The sequence below is a fragment of the Myxococcus stipitatus DSM 14675 genome (genome assembly GCF_000331735.1).
Taxonomy (GTDB): domain Bacteria; phylum Myxococcota; class Myxococcia; order Myxococcales; family Myxococcaceae; genus Myxococcus; species Myxococcus stipitatus.
Genome location: NC_020126.1, coordinates 5,607,362 through 5,624,515, shown reverse-complemented (window position 1 = coordinate 5,624,515; position 17,154 = coordinate 5,607,362). Strand labels below are relative to the sequence as shown.

Annotated in this window: 2 protein-coding genes; both read right to left on the bottom strand. The window is 69.6% G+C overall.

What is annotated here, in order from left to right; translation table 11 throughout:
• Window positions 1-9: 9 nt before the first annotated feature.
• Window positions 10-15,636: a non-ribosomal peptide synthetase gene (locus MYSTI_RS21510; protein WP_015349902.1), complete on the bottom strand. Its 15,627-nt coding sequence runs from the start codon at window positions 15,634-15,636 to the stop codon at window positions 10-12.
• Window positions 15,633-17,018: a cytochrome P450 gene (locus tag MYSTI_RS21505; RefSeq protein ID WP_015349901.1), complete on the bottom strand. Its 1,386-nt coding sequence runs from the start codon at window positions 17,016-17,018 to the stop codon at window positions 15,633-15,635. The genes MYSTI_RS21510 and MYSTI_RS21505 overlap by 4 nt, the downstream gene beginning before the upstream one ends.
• Between the last annotated feature and the right edge of the window lie 136 nt (window positions 17,019-17,154).

The window sequence follows — 17,154 nt, the reverse complement described above, 5'->3', positions numbered from 1 at the left end:
TCGCCACGGTCAGCCCTGGACCTTGCTGTCTTCCTCTCCTGAGAGCAGCGCGGAGAGCCGCCGGTTCGGGTTCGCGCATCCCGCCGCGAGGAGCCGCTGGAAGTCCTCGACGATGCGCTCCACTGTCCGCGCTTCGTAGAGGTCCCCGTTCGCCTGGGCCATCAGCGAGACCTGGTGGTCCTCCGACTCCGAGACGAAGAAGAACATGTTGACCATCAGGCTCCCGCCTTGGGGGATGTTCACCCGGTCGAACTGGAGCCCCTCGAGCGAGAGCCTGGGGCCTCCGAGCTTCTGGAAGTTCTGCATGTTCATGCCGGGGAAGGTGCGGGCGCTCTTGCTGTCCGGATTCATCCCAACCATGTCCAGCACCCGTTGATAGGGCAGGGCGGAGTGGGCGAGCGCGCCGAGCACCGCGTCTCGCACACGCGTGAGCAGCTCCTGGAAGGTCGGGTCTCCGTCCAGGTCGGTGTGGATCAGGATGACGTTGGTGAAGCACCCGATGAGATTCTCGACCTCCAGGTGGTCGCGGCTCCCGATGTTGCTGAAAACCGTGACCTTCCGAGCCCCGCTGCGCAGCGCGAGCAGCGCCTGGTAGGCGGCCATCGCCATCATGTACAGCGTGACGCCTTCTCGGCCGCACAGCGCCTTGATGGCGGCGGACAGCTCCGCGGGGAATGCGGCGGTCGCTGTCAGCGCGTTGTACGTGCGCGTCTCCGGGCGCGGCTTGTCCAAGGGGAAGTCGACCATGGAGACGCCATCGGCCAGGTGCTCTCGCCAATAGGACTCGAGCGACTCGAGGCGCTCACCCTGCATCTGCTCGTGCTGCCACCACGCGAAGTCCGAGTGTTGGATGCGCAGCTCTGGCAGCCGGGGCTCCTCGTCTCGGACGTAGGCTCTGTAGGCGAGGGTGACTTCCTGGAGGAGGAGGGCCTCTGACCAGCCGTCCCAGGCGATGTGGTGCGTGAGCACCAGGAGCATGTGCTCCTCGGGGCCCAGCGTGTAGAGCCAGGCTCGGAACAGGGGCGGAGCCATGAGGTCGAACGGTGTCTGAGCGTCTTGGAACACGTGCTGGCGCACCGCTTCCTCGCACTGCTCCCGAGGCAGCCCGACGAAGTCCCGTCGCTCCAGTGGAACCGGTGCCATCGGGGGCACGTGGAAGGTGAACCCGTCATCGCCTCGGACGTAGTGGGTTCGCAGGATTTCGTGGCGCTCGACGAGCGTGGTCAGGGCCCGCTCGAGCGCGTCGACGTCGAGCCGCCCCGTGATGCGGACGCACCTCGGAACGTTGCCGGCGCTCTTCGGCCGGTTCGGGTTCGAGCTCGCGTAGCTGAGCCAGCGCTTCTGTGCCATGGAGGCCGGGCCCGTGGCGCGGCCGAGCGCCGTGGGTCGCCTCGGGATGGACCGTGCTCCGTCCCCTCCTCGGGTGCCTGCGCCGAGCTGCTCCAGGGCCCGCGCCAGCACCTCGATGTCGCGATGCTCGAAGAGGGTGCGCAAGGGCAGGTCGACCCCGAAGGTGGCTCGGATGCGCGACATGACCTGGACGGCGAGCAGCGAGTGTCCTCCCAGCTCGAAGAAGCTGTCAGTCACCCCCACTCGCTCCACACCGAGCACGTCTCTCCAGAGCTCCGCCAGCCGTTGCTCGATGGGCGTGCTTGGGGCCTTGTACGCAGAGACCGGAGCGGAGGAGGCGTCCGGAGCCGGCAGGGCCTTGCGGTCCACCTTCCCGTTGGACGTCAGTGGCAGGGCCTCCAGCGTGACGAACGCCGAGGGCACCATGTACTCGGGCAGCTGGGCCTTGAGTACCTGCCGCAGCGTCGCGGTGTCCACCTCGTGTCCCGCCGTGGGGACCAGGTACGCCACCAGTCGCTTGTCTCCCGCGCGGTCCTCGCGCGCGAGCACCAGCGCTTGCCGGAGTCCCGGCTGCTGCTCGAGCACGGCCTCGATTTCGCCCAGCTCGATGCGGAAGCCTCGCAGCTTCACCTGGAAGTCGGTGCGGCCCAGGGACTCGATCTGCCCGTCCTCGCGGAAGCGCGCCCGGTCTCCCGTCTTGTAGAGGCGTGCTCCCGGCGTGGTGCTGAAGGGATGAGGGATGAAGCGCTCGGCCGTCAGGTCAGGACGGCCGTGGTAGCCACGGGCGAGACCTCGGCCTCCGATGTAGAGCTCCCCGGGGATGCCCACGGGCACCGGCTCCAGCGAGGGGCCGAGGATGAAGGCCTGCAGGTCCGAGATGGGCACGCCCACGACGCTGGCCGTGCCGCGGGCATCCTGCTCGCTCAGCGCGCGATAGGTGACATGGACGGTGGTCTCGGTGATGCCGTACATGTTGACCAGTCGCGGTTGGCTGTCTCCGTGCCGTGCGAACCACGGTTGCAGGCCACGGAAGTCCAGCGCCTCGCCTCCGAAGATGACGTAGCGGAGCGCGAGGGGCGGGGCCTTCTCCAAGGTCTCCTCATGCTGGAGGAGCTGGCGGAACGCAGAGGGCGTCTGGTTGAGGACCGTCACCTCTTCGCGTTGCAGCAGCGCATGGAAGTCCCCGGGTGAGCGGCTCACCCAGTAGGGAACGATGACGAGTCGGCCACCGTACAGCAGCGCGCCCCACAGCTCCCAGACGGAGAAGTCGAACGCACTGGAGTGGAAGAGGGTCCACACGTCCCGCGCGTCGAAGCCGTACTCCCGCTGGGTGGAGGAGAAGAGGCGCAGGACCTGCCCATGGCAGAGGAGCGAGCCCTTGGGCCGCCCCGTCGAACCCGAGGTGTAGATGACGTACGCGAGGTGGTCCGCATCCCCCTTCGTTTCGACATCGTGCGAGGGGAAGCCCGCGACCGTGGACCACTCCGAGTCCAGACAGAGCCGCCGTGCCTGCTGCGACGGGAGCTGCGCCGCGAGCGCTTGCTGCGTGAGCAGGAGCGGAACGCCGGAGTCCTCGACCATGAAGGCGAGGCGCTCGCGCGGATAGGCCGGGTCCATCGGCACGTAGGCCGCGCCTGCCTTGAGGATGGCGAGCAGCCCGACGACCAGCTCCAGCGAGCGGTCCAGGTACAGGCCCACCAGTGACTCCGCTCCGACACCTTGGGAACGAAGCCAGGCCGCGAGCTGGTTCGCCCTCGCGTTGAGCTCACGGTAGGTCAGGTGCTGTCCTTCGAAGGACAGCGCGAGGGCGTCGGGGGCTCTGGCGACCTGGGCCTCGAAGAGGCCGTGGAGGGTGCCGTGCGCCGGAGGGTCGAGGCGGAGCGTGTTCCACTCGACGAGGACCTGGTGGCGCTCGGCATCCGTGAGCAGCGGCAGTGCATCCAGGCGGGTGTCGGACGCGGTCAGGGCCGCGGCCAGGAGCACCTGGTAGTGCGTGGCGAGGCGGGCCACGCTCCCGGCGTCGAAGAGGTCGGTGTTGTACTCCAGGGAGCCGGCCCAGCCCTCGGGACCCTCCGCGAACTGGAGCGTGAGGTCGAAGCGCGCCGTGGACGTCTCCACGTCCAACGGCTGGAGCTTCAAGCCCGGGACCCGAAGGGTGGAGACCGGCGCGTTCTGCACCACGAACATCACCTGGAAGAGCGGAGCGACTCCGAGGTCCCGTTCAGGGCGCAGCTCTTCGACGAGCTGTTCGAAGGGGAGGTCCTGATGCGCGTAGGCGTCGAGCGTCATCTCCCGGACCTGGCGCACCAGCTCCCGGAAGGTGTCCTGGAGCGCGAGGCGGCTTCGCAGCACGAGCGTGTTGACGAAGAAGCCGATGAGGCCCTCCAGCTCCGCCACGCGTCGGCCCGCGGTGGGCGTGCCAACGCTGATGTCGTCCTGGCCGGAGTAGCGCCCGAGCAACACCTGGAACGCCGCCAGCAGCGTCATGAACGGAGTGGCCTTCTCCTGCTGACTGAAGGACACGAGTCGCTCGGCGACCTCGGAGGAGAGTCGGAAGGCATGTCGCGCGCCCCGGAAGGTCTGGACGGGCGGACGTGGCCGGTCCGTGGGGAGCTCGAGCCGCGCGGGGGCTCCGGCGAGTCGCTGGCGCCACCCCTCGAGCTGGGCTCGCAGCACGTCTCCCCGCAACCACTGGCGTTGCCAGACCGCGTAGTCCGCGTACTGGAGCGGGAGCTCCGGCAGGGGCGCAGGTGCGCGGCGGAGGGCGGCGTCGTAGAGGGCGGCGACCTCCCGAGCCACCACGCCCATGGACCATGCATCCGTGACGATGTGGTGCATGGAGAAGATCAGCACGTGGTCCTGTTCCCCCAGCCGGAGCAAGGAGGCGCGCAGCAGCGGCCCCTCTGCGAGGTTGAACGGACGCCCTGCCTCCGCCGTGACGCGGCGAAGGACCTCTCGCTCGCGGTCGGCCGCTGGCAGGGTGCCGAGCTCGTGGACTTCCACGGGGATTCGTGGCTCGCGTGAGATCTCCTGGCGCGGCTGTCCCTCGACACCTCGGAAGGTGGTGCGCAGCACCTCATGGCGGCGGACCAGTGTCTCCAGCGCCTCATGCAACACCGCCTCGTCGAGGACACCCTCGAGGCGCAAGGCGAGGGGGATGTTGTAGCTCGCGCTGTTCGGGTCGAGCTGGTCGAGGAACCACAGCCGTTGCTGCGGGAACGACAACGGCAGCGCACCATCCCGCGGTGCGGGTTGGATGGGCGGGATGCTCGGGCCCTGGTTCGACTGCCGCGCGTTCTCGATCTCCTGGGCCAGGGTCTCCAGCGTGGGGGCGTCGAACAAGGTGTTGAGGGGCAGCTCGACCTGGAAGGTCGAGAGGATCCTCGCGGCCATCTGGAGGGCCAGCAGCGAGTGGCCTCCGAGCACGAAGAAGTTGTCGTGTACTCCGACGCGCGGCACGTCCAGCAGCTCGCACCAGAGCGCGGCGATCTCCTGCTCCACCGGCGTCCGGGGCGCGACGAATCGCGATGCATGGGCCTGGGACTCTTCGCCCGGCCGAGGAAGTGCGGCGCGGTCGACCTTCCCGTGGACGGTGAGAGGGAACGCGTCGAGCCGGATGAAGGCCGCGGGCACCATGTACTCGGGCAGTCGCTGCGTGAGGAAGTCACGCAGCACGCCGGCCTCGGGGGACTGGCCCGTCTGGGGCAGGACGTAGGCCACCAGTCGCTGATCTCCTGGTGTGTCCTCACGGACCAGGACGAGTGTCTCGCGCACCTCGGGGTGCTGGGCGAGGACCGCTTCAATCTCTCCCAGCTCGATGCGGAAGCCTCGCACCTTCACCTGGAAGTCCAGGCGCCCCAGGTACTCGAGCGTGCCGTCGGCGCGACGGCGCACCCGGTCTCCCGTGCGATAGAGCCGCTCGCCCGGCGTGCGCGCGAACGGATGCGGGACGAAGCGCTCGGCGGTCAGCTCCGGACGCTGCCAGTAGCCACGGGCCAGGGGCAGGCCGCCGATGTACAGCTCACCGGGCACCCCCACGGGGACCAGGGCCCCTCGGGCATCGAGCACGTGCAAGTCGATGTTGGCGATGGGGCGACCGATGGGCACCGGGCCCGACGTGGGAGCGCCGTGGGCCTCCACCTCGTGCACGCAGCAGCCGACCACGGTCTCGGTGGGACCGTACTCGTTGAAGAGGCGCGTCGCGGGGGCGTGCGTGCGCCAGAACGTCAGCTGCTCGAAGGTCAGCGCTTCTCCGCCGATGACGAAGGCGTGGGTCGCGGTGGCGGCCTCGGTGGGCGGCAGGAGCTGGGAGAGCGTCTGGAGGTGCGAAGGCGTCAGCTTGACCAGTCCGAAGAGTTCGCGCTCTCGCAGGGCGAGCGACAGTCCCTCCACATCCTGGGCCTCGGACACGAGCCGGACGCTGCTGCCTTGCGACAGCGGCAACAGGAGGCTGGTGACCGTCAGGTCGAAGGCCAGGGGCGAGTGGACGGGCGCGCCGCGAGGGGCTCGCGGATACGTGCTCGCGCACCAGGAGAGGTAGTTGACGACGCCCCGATGCTCGATGAGCACCCCCTTCGGACGGCCCGTGGAGCCCGAGGTGTAGAGCACGTAGGCGAGGTGGTGGGGCGCCGCCGTCCGCGGAAGGGCCTCGGAGGATTGCGTGAGGAGAGACGGGGCTTCGTCGTCGAGAGAGATGGCGCGCGCCGCATGCGCCGGCAGCCGCGACTGGAGCGAGCGCTGCGTGAGGAGGAGCGTGACACCCGAGTCGGCGAGCATGAACGCCAGCCGCTCCTCGGGGTAGGCGATGTCGAACGGAACGTAGGCACCTCCCGCCTTGAGCACCGCGAGCAGTGCCACGACCATGTCGGGAGAGCGCTCGAGGAAGAGGCCGACGCGGACCTCGGGGCCCACACCCCGTGCGCGCAGGTGTCTGGCGAGCTGGTTGGCGCGAGCCTCCAGCCAGGCGTAGGTGTGCCGTGTCTGGCCGTCCTCCAATGCGATGGACTCGGGAGCGAGGGCCGCTTGCCGTGAGATGAGCTCCGGGACGGTGAGCTCGCTCGGGAAGGTCGTCTCCGTGTCGTTCCACGTGACGAGCAGGTCGTGGCGCTCCTCGGGCGTGAGCAGGTGGAGCGCACCCAGACGCGTCCTCGGTGCCTCCAGGGCGTGGACCAGCAGGCTCTGGAAGTGGGTCACCCACCGCGCGGCGGTGGTCGGCTCGAAGAGGTCGGTTGCGTACTCGAGGTTCCCGGAGAAGCCCTCGGCTCCGTCGACCAGCATCAGCAGCAGGTCGTACTTGGCGACGTGGGTCTCGACCTCCAGGGGACGCAGGCGCAGGCCCGGGAGTTGGAGCGGCCCCATGGGGACGTTCTGGAGCACGAGCATGGCCTGGAACAGCGGCGTGGTGCGCATGTCACGCTGAGGGCGCAGGGCCTCGACCAGCTTCTCGAAGGGCACGTCCTGGTGCGCGAAGGACTCCAGCGTCGTATCGCGCACCTGCTGGAGCAGGTCGAGGAAGGGCGGGTCGTCGTGCATGCGCGCTCGCAGCACGAGCGTGTTGACGAAGAAGCCGATGAGGCCCTCCAGCTCCGACTGGGGCCGGCCCGCGATGGGCGAGCCGACGCTGATGTCGTCCTGCCCCGAGTAGCGGTGCAGCAGCGTGTGGAAGGTGGCCAGCAACACCATGAACGGCGTGGTGCCGTGCCGCTGAGAGAAGTCCCTGAGCCGGCTGGAGAGCTCCGTCGAGAGCCGGAAGTGATGATGCGCGCCACGGTAGGTCTGCACCGGCGGACGCGGATGGTCCGTCGGCATCTCGAGAAAGGCGGGCGCCCCGTCGAGCTGTCGCCGCCACCAGGAGACCTGGTCCTCCAACACGTCGCCCTGGAGCCAGCCGCGCTGCCAGACGGCGTAGTCGGGATACTGGAAGCCCAGGTCGGACAGCGGCGAGGGCCGCTCGTGGGCGAAGGCCTCGTAGAGGGCGGCCATCTCGCGAACCAGCACGCCCATGGACCACGCGTCGGAGACGATGTGGTGCATCGTCAAGACGAGCACGTGGTCGTCCTCGGAGAGGCGCAACAGCGTGGCGCGCAGGAGGGGACCGGCTCCGAGGTGGAAGGACCGCGCGCCGTCTTCGGCCGCCAGCCGCGCCGCCGCCTCCTGGCGCTCGGAGGCGCTCAGGGCGGACAGGTCCACGCAGGGCACGTCCAGCGGCGCGGAGGGAAGGACCGTCTGGAAGGGCTGGCCGTCGTCGCCAGCGCCGAAGACGGTGCGGAGCGATTCATGTCGCCGCACCAGCGCGTCGAAGGCACGGCGCAGCGCTGGGACGTCCAGTCGGCCTTCGAGTCGCAGGGCGCTGGGGACGTTGTAGCTGGCGTTGGCGGGCTCCAAGCGCTCCAGGAACCACAGCCGCTGCTGGGCGAAGGAGAGCGGCAGCGGGCCGGTTCGCGGCAGCGCTTGAAGCGCGGGGGCCTTCGCGGTGTGGGCCGAGGACTCCAGCCGCGAGGCCAGTGCCGCGAGGGTCGGCGCATCGAACAGGGCTCGCAGCGGGAGGTCGACCTGGAGCTCCGACCGGATTCGGGAGACCGCCTGCGTGGCGAGGAGGCTGTGGCCTCCCAGCTCGAAGAAGTTGTCGTGGATGCCCAGGTGCTCGACTCGCAGCACCTGCCGCCAGATGTCGGCGAGCCGATGCTCGAGCGCGCTGCGCGGGGCGATGAGCGTTGCCCCAGGCGCGCGGGTTCCTTCCGGCGCGGGGAGGGCCTTGCGGTCGATCTTGGCGTTGGCGGTGAGCGGAAGCGCGTCCAGGACCACCACGGCGGAGGGCAGCATGAACTCCGGGAGGCGGGCCGCCAGGTGGGCTCGCACGGCTGGCAGGTCCAGCCCGGTGGGTCCCTCGCTCGGGACGCAGTAGGCGACGAGGCGCTTGTCGCCGGGGAGGTCTTCGCGGACGACGGCGACCGCCTGGCGGACCCTCGGGTGCGTCAGGAGGGCCGACTCGACTTCCGCAAGCTCGATGCGGTAGCCACGCAGTTTCACCTGGGCGTCGCCTCGGCCGAGGAACTCCAGGACGCCGTCGTGACGCCAGCGGGCCAGGTCGCCCGTGCGATAGATACGCTGGCCCGGCTTCGTGCTGAACACATCGGGGACGAAGCGCTCCGCCGTCAGCGCCGGCTGCTCGATGTAGCCCCGCGCGACGCCGTCTCCGCCGATGAACAGCTCGCCGACGACCCCTTCGGGGACGGGCTGTCCCTTCCCATCCAGCACATAGACGCGGGTGTTGCCGATGGGGCGACCCAGCGGAACAACCGAGCCCGCATGTTCCGGTCGTGTCATCCGGTGGCAGGCCGCGAAGAGTGTCGTCTCCGTGGGGCCGTAGCAGGCGGTGACAGGGATGTTCAGCGTCTCCATCACCCGGCGGACATGGGGCGCGGAGACCACGTCTCCCCCCGTGAGCAACTGCCGAACGCCGCGCAGGCCCTGGAGGTTGTGGTCCACCACCTGCGTGAGCAGTCCCGCCGTGAGGTGCAGCGTCGTCACGCCGTGCCGCTCCAGCACCTCGCCCAGCTCGTGGACATCGGAGGGCGCATGGGGCGGGAAGATCACCAGCCGCGCTCCCTGGAGCAGCGGCCCCCACAGCTCCAGCGTGGAGGCGTCGAAGGAGACGGGGGCGATCAACAGGAAGGTCTCGTCCGGACCGAGGTGCGCGTAGTCGATCCCCATGACCGTGCGCAGCACCGCCGACTGCGGCGTGCCGACACCCTTGGGGCGCCCCGTGCTCCCAGACGTGAAGTCGATATACGCCAGGTTCTCCGGCCAGACGACGCGCGGAGGGGCCTGGACAGGGAGGCTCGCGAGGTCCAGGTCCTCGAGGATGACCGTCCGTTGCTCTCCCGTGGGCAGCCGCGACACCAGTCCCTGCTGGGTGATGAGCACGCGAGGACGTGCATCCTCCACCATCGCGACCAGGCGCTCGGGGGGATAGGCCGGGTCCAGCGGCACGTACGCGGCGCCCGCCTTGAGGATGGCCAGCAGCGACACGACGAGCTCCAGCGAGCGCTCCACGGCGATGGCCACCCGCTCATCCGTCGTGACGCCGAGCCCTCGCAGGTGCCAGGCGAGCCGGTTCGCGCGCTCATCGAGCTGGCGATAGGTGAGCCGGGCCTCGCCGAACTCGAGGGCGATGCGGTCGGGGGCCCGGGCCGCGACCTGCTCGAAGACGTCGGGCAGCGTGGCGTCGCGCGGGTACTCGGAGGCCGTGTCATTCCACTCGACCAGGAGCCGCTGGCGCTCCTCCGAGGTGAGCAGCGAGAGGTCGTCGAGCCGCTTCGCCGTGGGGAGGGACTCCAGCACGCGCACCCAGCGCGCCAGCAGCTGTTGCATGGCTTCCGGCGCGAAGCGCGGTGTGTCGAAGACCAGCCGCAAGCGCAGCGTGGAGCCCGGGAGGACGGAGGCCGTGAGCGGATAGTTGGAGAGCTCGAAGCCGTGGATGTCGCGCACCACGAGCGACGAGTGCTCGAGGAGCGTCGCGTCGAGCGGGTAGTTCTCGAAGACCAGGAGCGAGTCGAACAGCGGTGTGCCTCGGGGCACCTCGCTCACGGCCTGGACCTGGACGAGCGGCGAGTGCTCGTACTGGCGCGCTTCGAGCTGCTGCCCCTGGAGCGACTGGAGCCAGGGCGACAGGGCGGACGTCGCGGAGGGCAGACGCACGCGCACGGGCAGCGAGTTGATGAACAAGCCCACCAGCGCCTCGGAGCCCGGCAGCTCGGGAGGTCTGCCCGCCACGGTGTTGCCGAAGACGACGTCCTCTCCACCACCATGCCGGGCCAGGAGGAAGGCCCATGAGGCCAGCGCGAGCGTGTGGACCGTGACGTGGTGCTCGCGCGCGAAGGACTGCAGCGCCGCGCTTCCAGGGCCGGAGAGTGCTGCTTCAGCAGTTGACTGCCCGGAGGAGGGTTGGTGGGTGTCGGCGGGAAGGGGCGTGAGCACCGAGAAGCCGCGCAGGGCCTCTCTCCAGAAGTCCTCGCCGGTGGTGCCCTGGCGGTGGAGCCAAGCGATGTACTCACCGAAGGCGGGCCGAGGCGTCTCCTGGGGCGTCTGGCCCGAGCGGAGGGTCTCGTACAGGGAGAATACCTCTCGCATCAGCAAGCCCAGGCTCCAGCCATCCACCAGCAGGTGGTGGTGACTCCACAGGAAGCGAGTGCCCCGTGGCCCCAGGTGGATGACGGTCAGCCGGAGCAAGGGCGCGCTGCGCAGCTCGACGCCTCGCTGCTTGTCCTCCACCAGCAGCGCTTCGAAGCGCGTCCGTTGCTCGTCGGCGGAGAGCTGGCTCCAGTCGAGTGAGTCGATGGGGAGCTCGGGCGCCGCGTGGACGACCTGGAGCGGAGCGTCGAGCCCTTCCCAGTGGAAGGAGGAGCGCAGGATGGTGTGGCGCTTCAGGCAGTGTCGCCACGCCTCCATGAACGCGGGCAGGTCGAGGGAGTCGACGGTCCACGCGAGCTGCTGGAAGTAGACCGCCGACGCCGGGGCGAGCAGGACATGGAAGAGGATGCCCTGCTGCATGGGGGACAGTGGATAGAGGTCCTCGACGCCGGAGGGGGCCTGGCGCACCAGCGCGTCGAGGGCCGACTGTGAGAGGCGCGCCAGCGGGAAGTCGCCGGGAGAGAAGCGGCGCGCGTCTTCGGAATGGCGATGCGAGATGAGTGCTCGCAGGTGGAGGAGGAAGCGCTCCCCGAGCGCCCTCGCGGTGGCCTCGTGGTGGAGCCGGTCGCTGTACGTGAGCGTGAACCGGAGACGGCCCTCGAGCACCGAGCCGTTGAGCTCCAGCAGGTGCAGGCGCGTTCCTTCCGGCGAGGCGGAGGGACCTGTCCGCTCCAGCGCGCGGGTGAACAAGGCGCTGCTCGCCGCGGTCCCGTCGAGCTGGCCCAGGTAGTTGAAGGCCACCTGGGGAACCGGCTGCGCCTGGAGCTTCCGGGAGAACTCCTCGGGTCCCATCCACTTCAAGAGCCCCGCGCCGATGCCCTGGTCCGGCATGCGGCGGAGGGCGTCACGGACGGCGCGCAGGCCGTCCCCAAGGCTGGCGTGCTCCGGGACTGGCAGCAGCACCGGCACGAGCGAGGTGAGCCAGCCCACCGTGCGTGACAGATCGACGTCGGGGAAGAGCTCCTCGCGACCATGTCCTTCCAGGTTCACGAGGACGTGGGACTGGCCTGTCCACTCGGCCAGCGCCCGAGCCAGCGCGGTCAACAGGACGTCGTTGATGCGCGCACGCCACGCCGTCGTGGCCTCTTGGAGGAGGAGTCGAGTCTCCTCCGCGTCGAGCGCCAGGGCGATAGCGCGCTCGCTGTCCCGCGTGTTGGCGCCGGAGGCGTCGGTGGGGAGGGGCTTGATGACGAGGCGGGCTTCGTCCAGCCACAGCGGTGCCTGCGCGGCGAGCGGCTCGGAGTGGGCGTGGGCCTCCAGGTTGCGGGTCCAGGTCTGGAAGGAGGTGCTCTTGGCGGGGAGGCGGAGCGGCTGACCCTGTTGGACCAGGCTCCAGGCCGACTCGAGGTCCTCGAGCAGCACGCGCCAGGAGACGGCATCCACCACCAGGTGGTTCGCGACGAGGAGCAGCCGCTGGGTGTCTCCACCCAGTTGGAAGAGGGCCGCGCGGAAGAGCGACGGCTCGGAGAGCACGAAGCCCGCTTGCAGGCGCGTGGCCTCCGCTTCGAGCGCCGCGGGCTGCTGGTCGGCGGGCGTCGCGGAGAGGTCCACATGCGTCAGGTGGAAGGGGGCCTCATCGGGGCTGGTGCACTCCTGCAACCAGTTCCCCTCGTGCTGGAAGAAGCGCAAGCGCAGCGCGTCGTGATGCAGCACCAGGTGACGGAGCACCTGCTCCAGGTGAGAAGGCTCCAACCGCTGACGGGGCGTGAGCAGCAGGGCCTGGTTGAAGTGGTGAGCGTGCGGTGCATCGTGCTGGAACAGGTGTCGCTGGATGGGCGAGAGCGGTACCGGACCGATGACCGCCCCTTGCTCCCCGGCGGCCTCGGTGCTGGACCGCGCGACCTGCGCGAGCCTCGCGATGGTCTGGTGTTGGAAGAGGTCTCTCGTGGAGAGGAGCAGGCCCACCTGTCGGGCCCGCGCGACGACCTGGAGGCTGAGGATGGAGTCGCCCCCCAGCTCGAAGAAGTTGTCGAGCACGCCGACCTGCTCCAGGCCGAGCACCCCCGCCCAGATGGTGGCCAGGCGCTGCTCCACCTCGTCGCGAGGCGCGACCTGCGAGGCGGCCTGTTCCGCGCGAGTGCTGTCCGGTGGCGGGAGGCCCTGGCGGTCCACCTTGCCGTTGGAGGTGAGAGGGAGCGCGTCCAGGAAGACGAACGCCGCCGGCAGCATGTAGTCGGGAAGGTGGGTGGCGAGCTCCGCGCGGAGCGTCGTCGCGGAGAGCGAAGGCGACCCCTCACGGCCTTCCTCCGAGCGAGGCGTCTCCGGGACGCAATAGGCGACGAGGCGCTTGTGGCCCGGGGTGTCCTCTCTCGCCGTCACCACCGCCTCGCGGATGCCGGGCTGCTTCCTCAGGACGGCTTCAATCTCTCCCAGCTCGATGCGGAAGCCTCGCAGCTTCACCTGGAAGTCCAGCCGCCCCAGGTACTCCAGCTCACCGTTCGCGAGCCAGCGCGCGCGGTCTCCGGTGCGATAGAGCCGCTCGCCGGGCGCGTGTGCGAAGGGGTTCGGGAGGAAGCGCTCCGCGGTCAGCTCCGGACGGCCGAGGTAGCCCCGCGCCAGGCCCGTGCCTCCGATGAACAGCTCCCCTGGCACCCCCACGGGCACGGGCCGCAGGTGCGCGTCCAACACGTACGTGCGCACGTTGTGGAAGGGGCGGCCGAGGGTGACGCGCGGCGCGGTGACGTCGGTGTTGACCGTGGCGCAGACGGTGGTCTCGGTGGGGCCATAGGCATTGACGAAGCGACGGCCGGGCTTGAAGCGGGCCACCAGCTCCGGAGGACAGGCCTCGCCCGCGACGATGAGTGTCCGCACGTTCTTCAAGGGCGGGACCTCGAGCTGTGCGAGCACCGAGGGGGTGACCTTGAAGGTGGTGATGTCCTGCCCGGTGAGGACCGACAGCAGGGGCTCTCCGGGCATCAGCTCCTCGCGCGAGGCGAGGACGAGCGTGGCCCCCGCGAGCAGGGCGGGGAAGATCTCGGAGAGGGCGGCGTCGAAGGCGGGGGAGAAGAACTGGAGCAGTCTGTCCCCAGGACGCAGGTCCATGAAGTCGATGGTCTGCAGCGCCGTGTTGCACAACCCACGGTGTTGCAGGAGCGTCCCCTTGGGCTGACCCGTGGAGCCGGACGTGTAGATGACGTAGGCGAGGTGGTCCGCGTCCAGCTCGCTGTCGAGGTCGTCCTCCGGCTCGCGCTCCACGCGGGCCCAGTCCTCGTCCAGCCGCAGGACGTAGCCGCGCCGGTCCAGCAGGTGTTCGAGCGAGGAGTGGGTGAGCAGCACGGGGGCGTGGGCATCGGAGGCGATGAAGTCCAGCCGCCCCGAGGGGGCTCCAGGGTCCATCGGCAGGAACGCGGCGCCCGCCTTGAGCGTGGCGAGCATGGCCACCACCAGCTCCGGCGAGCGCTCCAGGCACAACGCGACGAACATCTCCGGGCCCACGCCCACGCGGCGCAGGTGCCGGGCGAGCTGGTTGGCGCGGGCGTTGAGTTCTCCGTACGTGAGGCGCTCGTCGCCCGAGTGCAGGGCGATGGCCTCCGGTGCGCGGCGGACCTGGGCCTCGAAGAGGTGGTGCACGAGCGCCGGCTGGGGAAGCTCGCGGGTGGCCTGGTTCCAGTCCTCGACCACCTGCCGTCGCTCCTCCGAGGCGAGCCAGGGCAGCTCGGAGAGTGGGGCCTCGGGCGCGGCCACGATGCCCTCGAGCAGGACCTGGAGGTGACCCGCCAGGCGCGCGAGCGTCGAGGCGTCGAAGAGGTCCGTGTTGTAGACGAAGCTGCCCTGGAGGTGCCCGTCCGACTCGGTGAAGGCCAGCTCCAGGTCGAACTTGGAGACGCGGGTCTCCAGCTCCATCAGCCGCATCGAGAGGCCGGGCAGGCGCAGCTCGGTGGCGGGGGCGTTGAGGAACGCGAAGAGGACCTGGAACACCGGCGCGTGGCCGAGGTTCCGTTCGGGCTCGAGCTCCTCGACCAGCTTCTCGAACGGGATGTCCTGGTGGGCATAGGCCCCGAGCGTCGTGTCCTTCACCTGTCGCAGCAGCTCGCGGAAGGTCGGGTTGCCCGACAGCTTCGTGCGCAGCACGAGCGTGTTGGCGAAGAAGCCGATGAGGCCCTCCTGCTCGGGCACGACGCGCCCCGCGATGGACGAGCCGACGCAGACGTCCTCCTGTCCCGCGTAGCGGCCGAGCAGGAGCTGGAAGGCCGCGAGCAGCAGCATGTAGGGCGTCACGCCCTCGCGCGTGGCCAGGCCCTTGAGCGCCTCGGAGAGCACACGCGACAGCCGCACGGGATGGGCCGCGCCGTGGAAGGTCTGCTCGGGAGGACGCGGCCTGTCCGTGGGCAGCGCGAGCAACCCGGGCGCTCCGGCGAGCTGCTGGCGCCAGTATGAGAGCTGACGCTCCAGCTCCGCGCCTTCCAGCCACGAGCGCTGCCACAGCGCGCAGTCGCCGTACTGCACGGTCAGCTCCGGCAGCGGCGAGGGCTGTCCTTGGCTGAAGGCGGCGTAGAGCTGCCCCAGCTCGCGGACCATCACCGCGGTGGACCAGGCATCCGAGATGATGTGGTGGATGTTGAGGACCAGCACGTGCTCGTCCTCGGCGAGGCGGAGCAGGGTGGTGCTCAGCAGCGGTCCCCGCCTCAGGTCGAACGGGCGCCTCGCCTCCGCGCTCGCTCGTCGCGCGGCCTCCGCGTCTCGTTGCTCGGCGGGGACGGACGTGAGGTCCACGACCGGGAGCGGGGGACGAGAGGCGAGGAGGACGACCTGCTCGGCCGTCTCTCCCTGCTCGCGGAAGACGGTGCGCAGGACTTCATGTCGCCGCAGGAGCTCCGCGAACGCGCGCTCGAGCACCCCGAGGTCCAGGGCGCCTTGGAGCCGCACCGCCGCGGGGACGTTGTAGCGCGCCGTGCCCGGCTCGAGCTGCTCCAGGAACCACAGCCGCTGCTGCGCGAAGGACAGCGGGAGCCGCGTCCCCGGAGCGCGTGGCTCCAGCGGAGGATGACTTCGCCGAGGCGCCGCGCCCGGGTCCCTCCCGGCCTTCAACTTCTTCAGGAGCGCGTTCTGCTTCTCCGGGGACAGCCCTGCCAGACGCTTGAGGATATCGCTCATGGGAGTGGGGACGCCGGATGCAGCGTGGCCATGAGGCCGTTGCGAGGCCGGAAGGTGGAGCCCGACATGGTGACGACGGGGAAGTCCGGCACGAGCCTGTGCTGGAACCGACGCAGGGTGACAGCGAGCACCGCCGTCATCAGCACGGGCGTGAAGTGATTGCCGATGCACAGCCGCTGGCCGGCGCCGAAGGGCATATAGGCGAGGCGCTGACTCCGGCGCTCCCGCTGCTCCCCCATGAAGCGCTCGGGAAGGAAGCGCTCGGGCTCCTCCCACGCGCTGGGATGGCGATGCAGGATGTACGGGGAGATGAGCATCAACATCCCCGGCGGCACCTTGAAGCCGCCCACCTCATCCGCTTCTCGCGCCCGCCGCGCGAACTGCCACGACGGTGGATAGAGTCGCAGCGTCTCCTCGACGGTTGCCCGCGTGTAGTGGAGCTCCGGGAGGGTGGCGCTCGTGGGGAGCTCGCCGCCGAGCACGTCCGCCAGCTCCTTGCGTATGCGCTGCTCCACCTCGGGGTTGCGGGCCAGCGCGTACCAGGTCCACGTCAGCGCCACGGCCGTGGCTTCCTGTCCTCCGACGAAGAGCGAGACGAGCTCGTCGCGCACCTGCCGGTCCGTCATCGCCTCGCCTTGCGCGTCCCGGGCCGACATCAACATCCCGAGGACATCGTCTCCGAGCGAGGGCGCCGCACGACGCTCGGCGATGAGCGCGTAGAGCACCGTGTTCATCTTCGTGATCGCCCCCATGAACCGCTCGTGGTGGCCCGGGTTGAGGCGCAGGAGCTGGCGCACCACCTTCACCACCGAGTCCCGGGGGCCGTGGCTGTCGCGGGTGAAGAAGTCGAGCGCCTCCCTCAGTTGCGCGCTCTCCGCGTACACGTCGCGCGAGAAGATGGTCCGGCCCAGGAGCGAGATGGAGAGGTGGCGCATCTCCTCCAGCAACTCCAGCGGCTGACCGGAGTGGAGGTGAGGCTCCCAGCGCTCGACCATCGCGAGGGTTCCCTCCACCAGCCCGCTCACCATTCCACCCAGACGTGGACGATGAAACGCGGGCTGCACCATGCGGCGCTGCCGCAGCCAGTAGTCGCCTCGACTGGCGAAGAGACCGCGCCCCATCAGCGGTCCGTCGAACCCGTTCTCCGGCCCCGGGAAGCGGTAGTTCCGGGCGTTGTCCACCATCACCCGCTGCGCGTGCTCGGGATGGCAGAGCAGGAAGGTGGGGCCCTCGAAGAAGCGGAAGTAGACGATGTCGCCGTGCCGCTTGTGTCCGCGCACCAATTGCCCCAAGGCGTCCTTCACCTGCCGAGGGCCATTGCCCAAGAGCCAGTGCAGACGTGAGCCAGGCGGGAGCGGCGTCTCAGCGTGTGTCCCTTGCATCGGAGAACCCATTCCCTTGCAGGTGGAAGCGGCGCTGAGATGTTTACAAGAATTCTTGATTTTCAAGCTAGTGGATTAGAGCTGAGAATGCTGTCCTGATTCACCCGCCCCACGCACCTCCGTGGATTGCCCAGGA

Excerpts from the sequence above, each read along its gene's own strand:
- MYSTI_RS21505 (WP_015349901.1), bottom strand. The coding sequence starts at position 17,018 with ATGCAAGGGACACACGCTGAGACGCCGCTCCCGCCTGGCTCACGTCTG.
- MYSTI_RS21510 (WP_015349902.1), bottom strand. The coding sequence starts at position 15,636 with ATGAGCGATATCCTCAAGCGTCTGGCAGGGCTGTCCCCGGAGAAGCAG.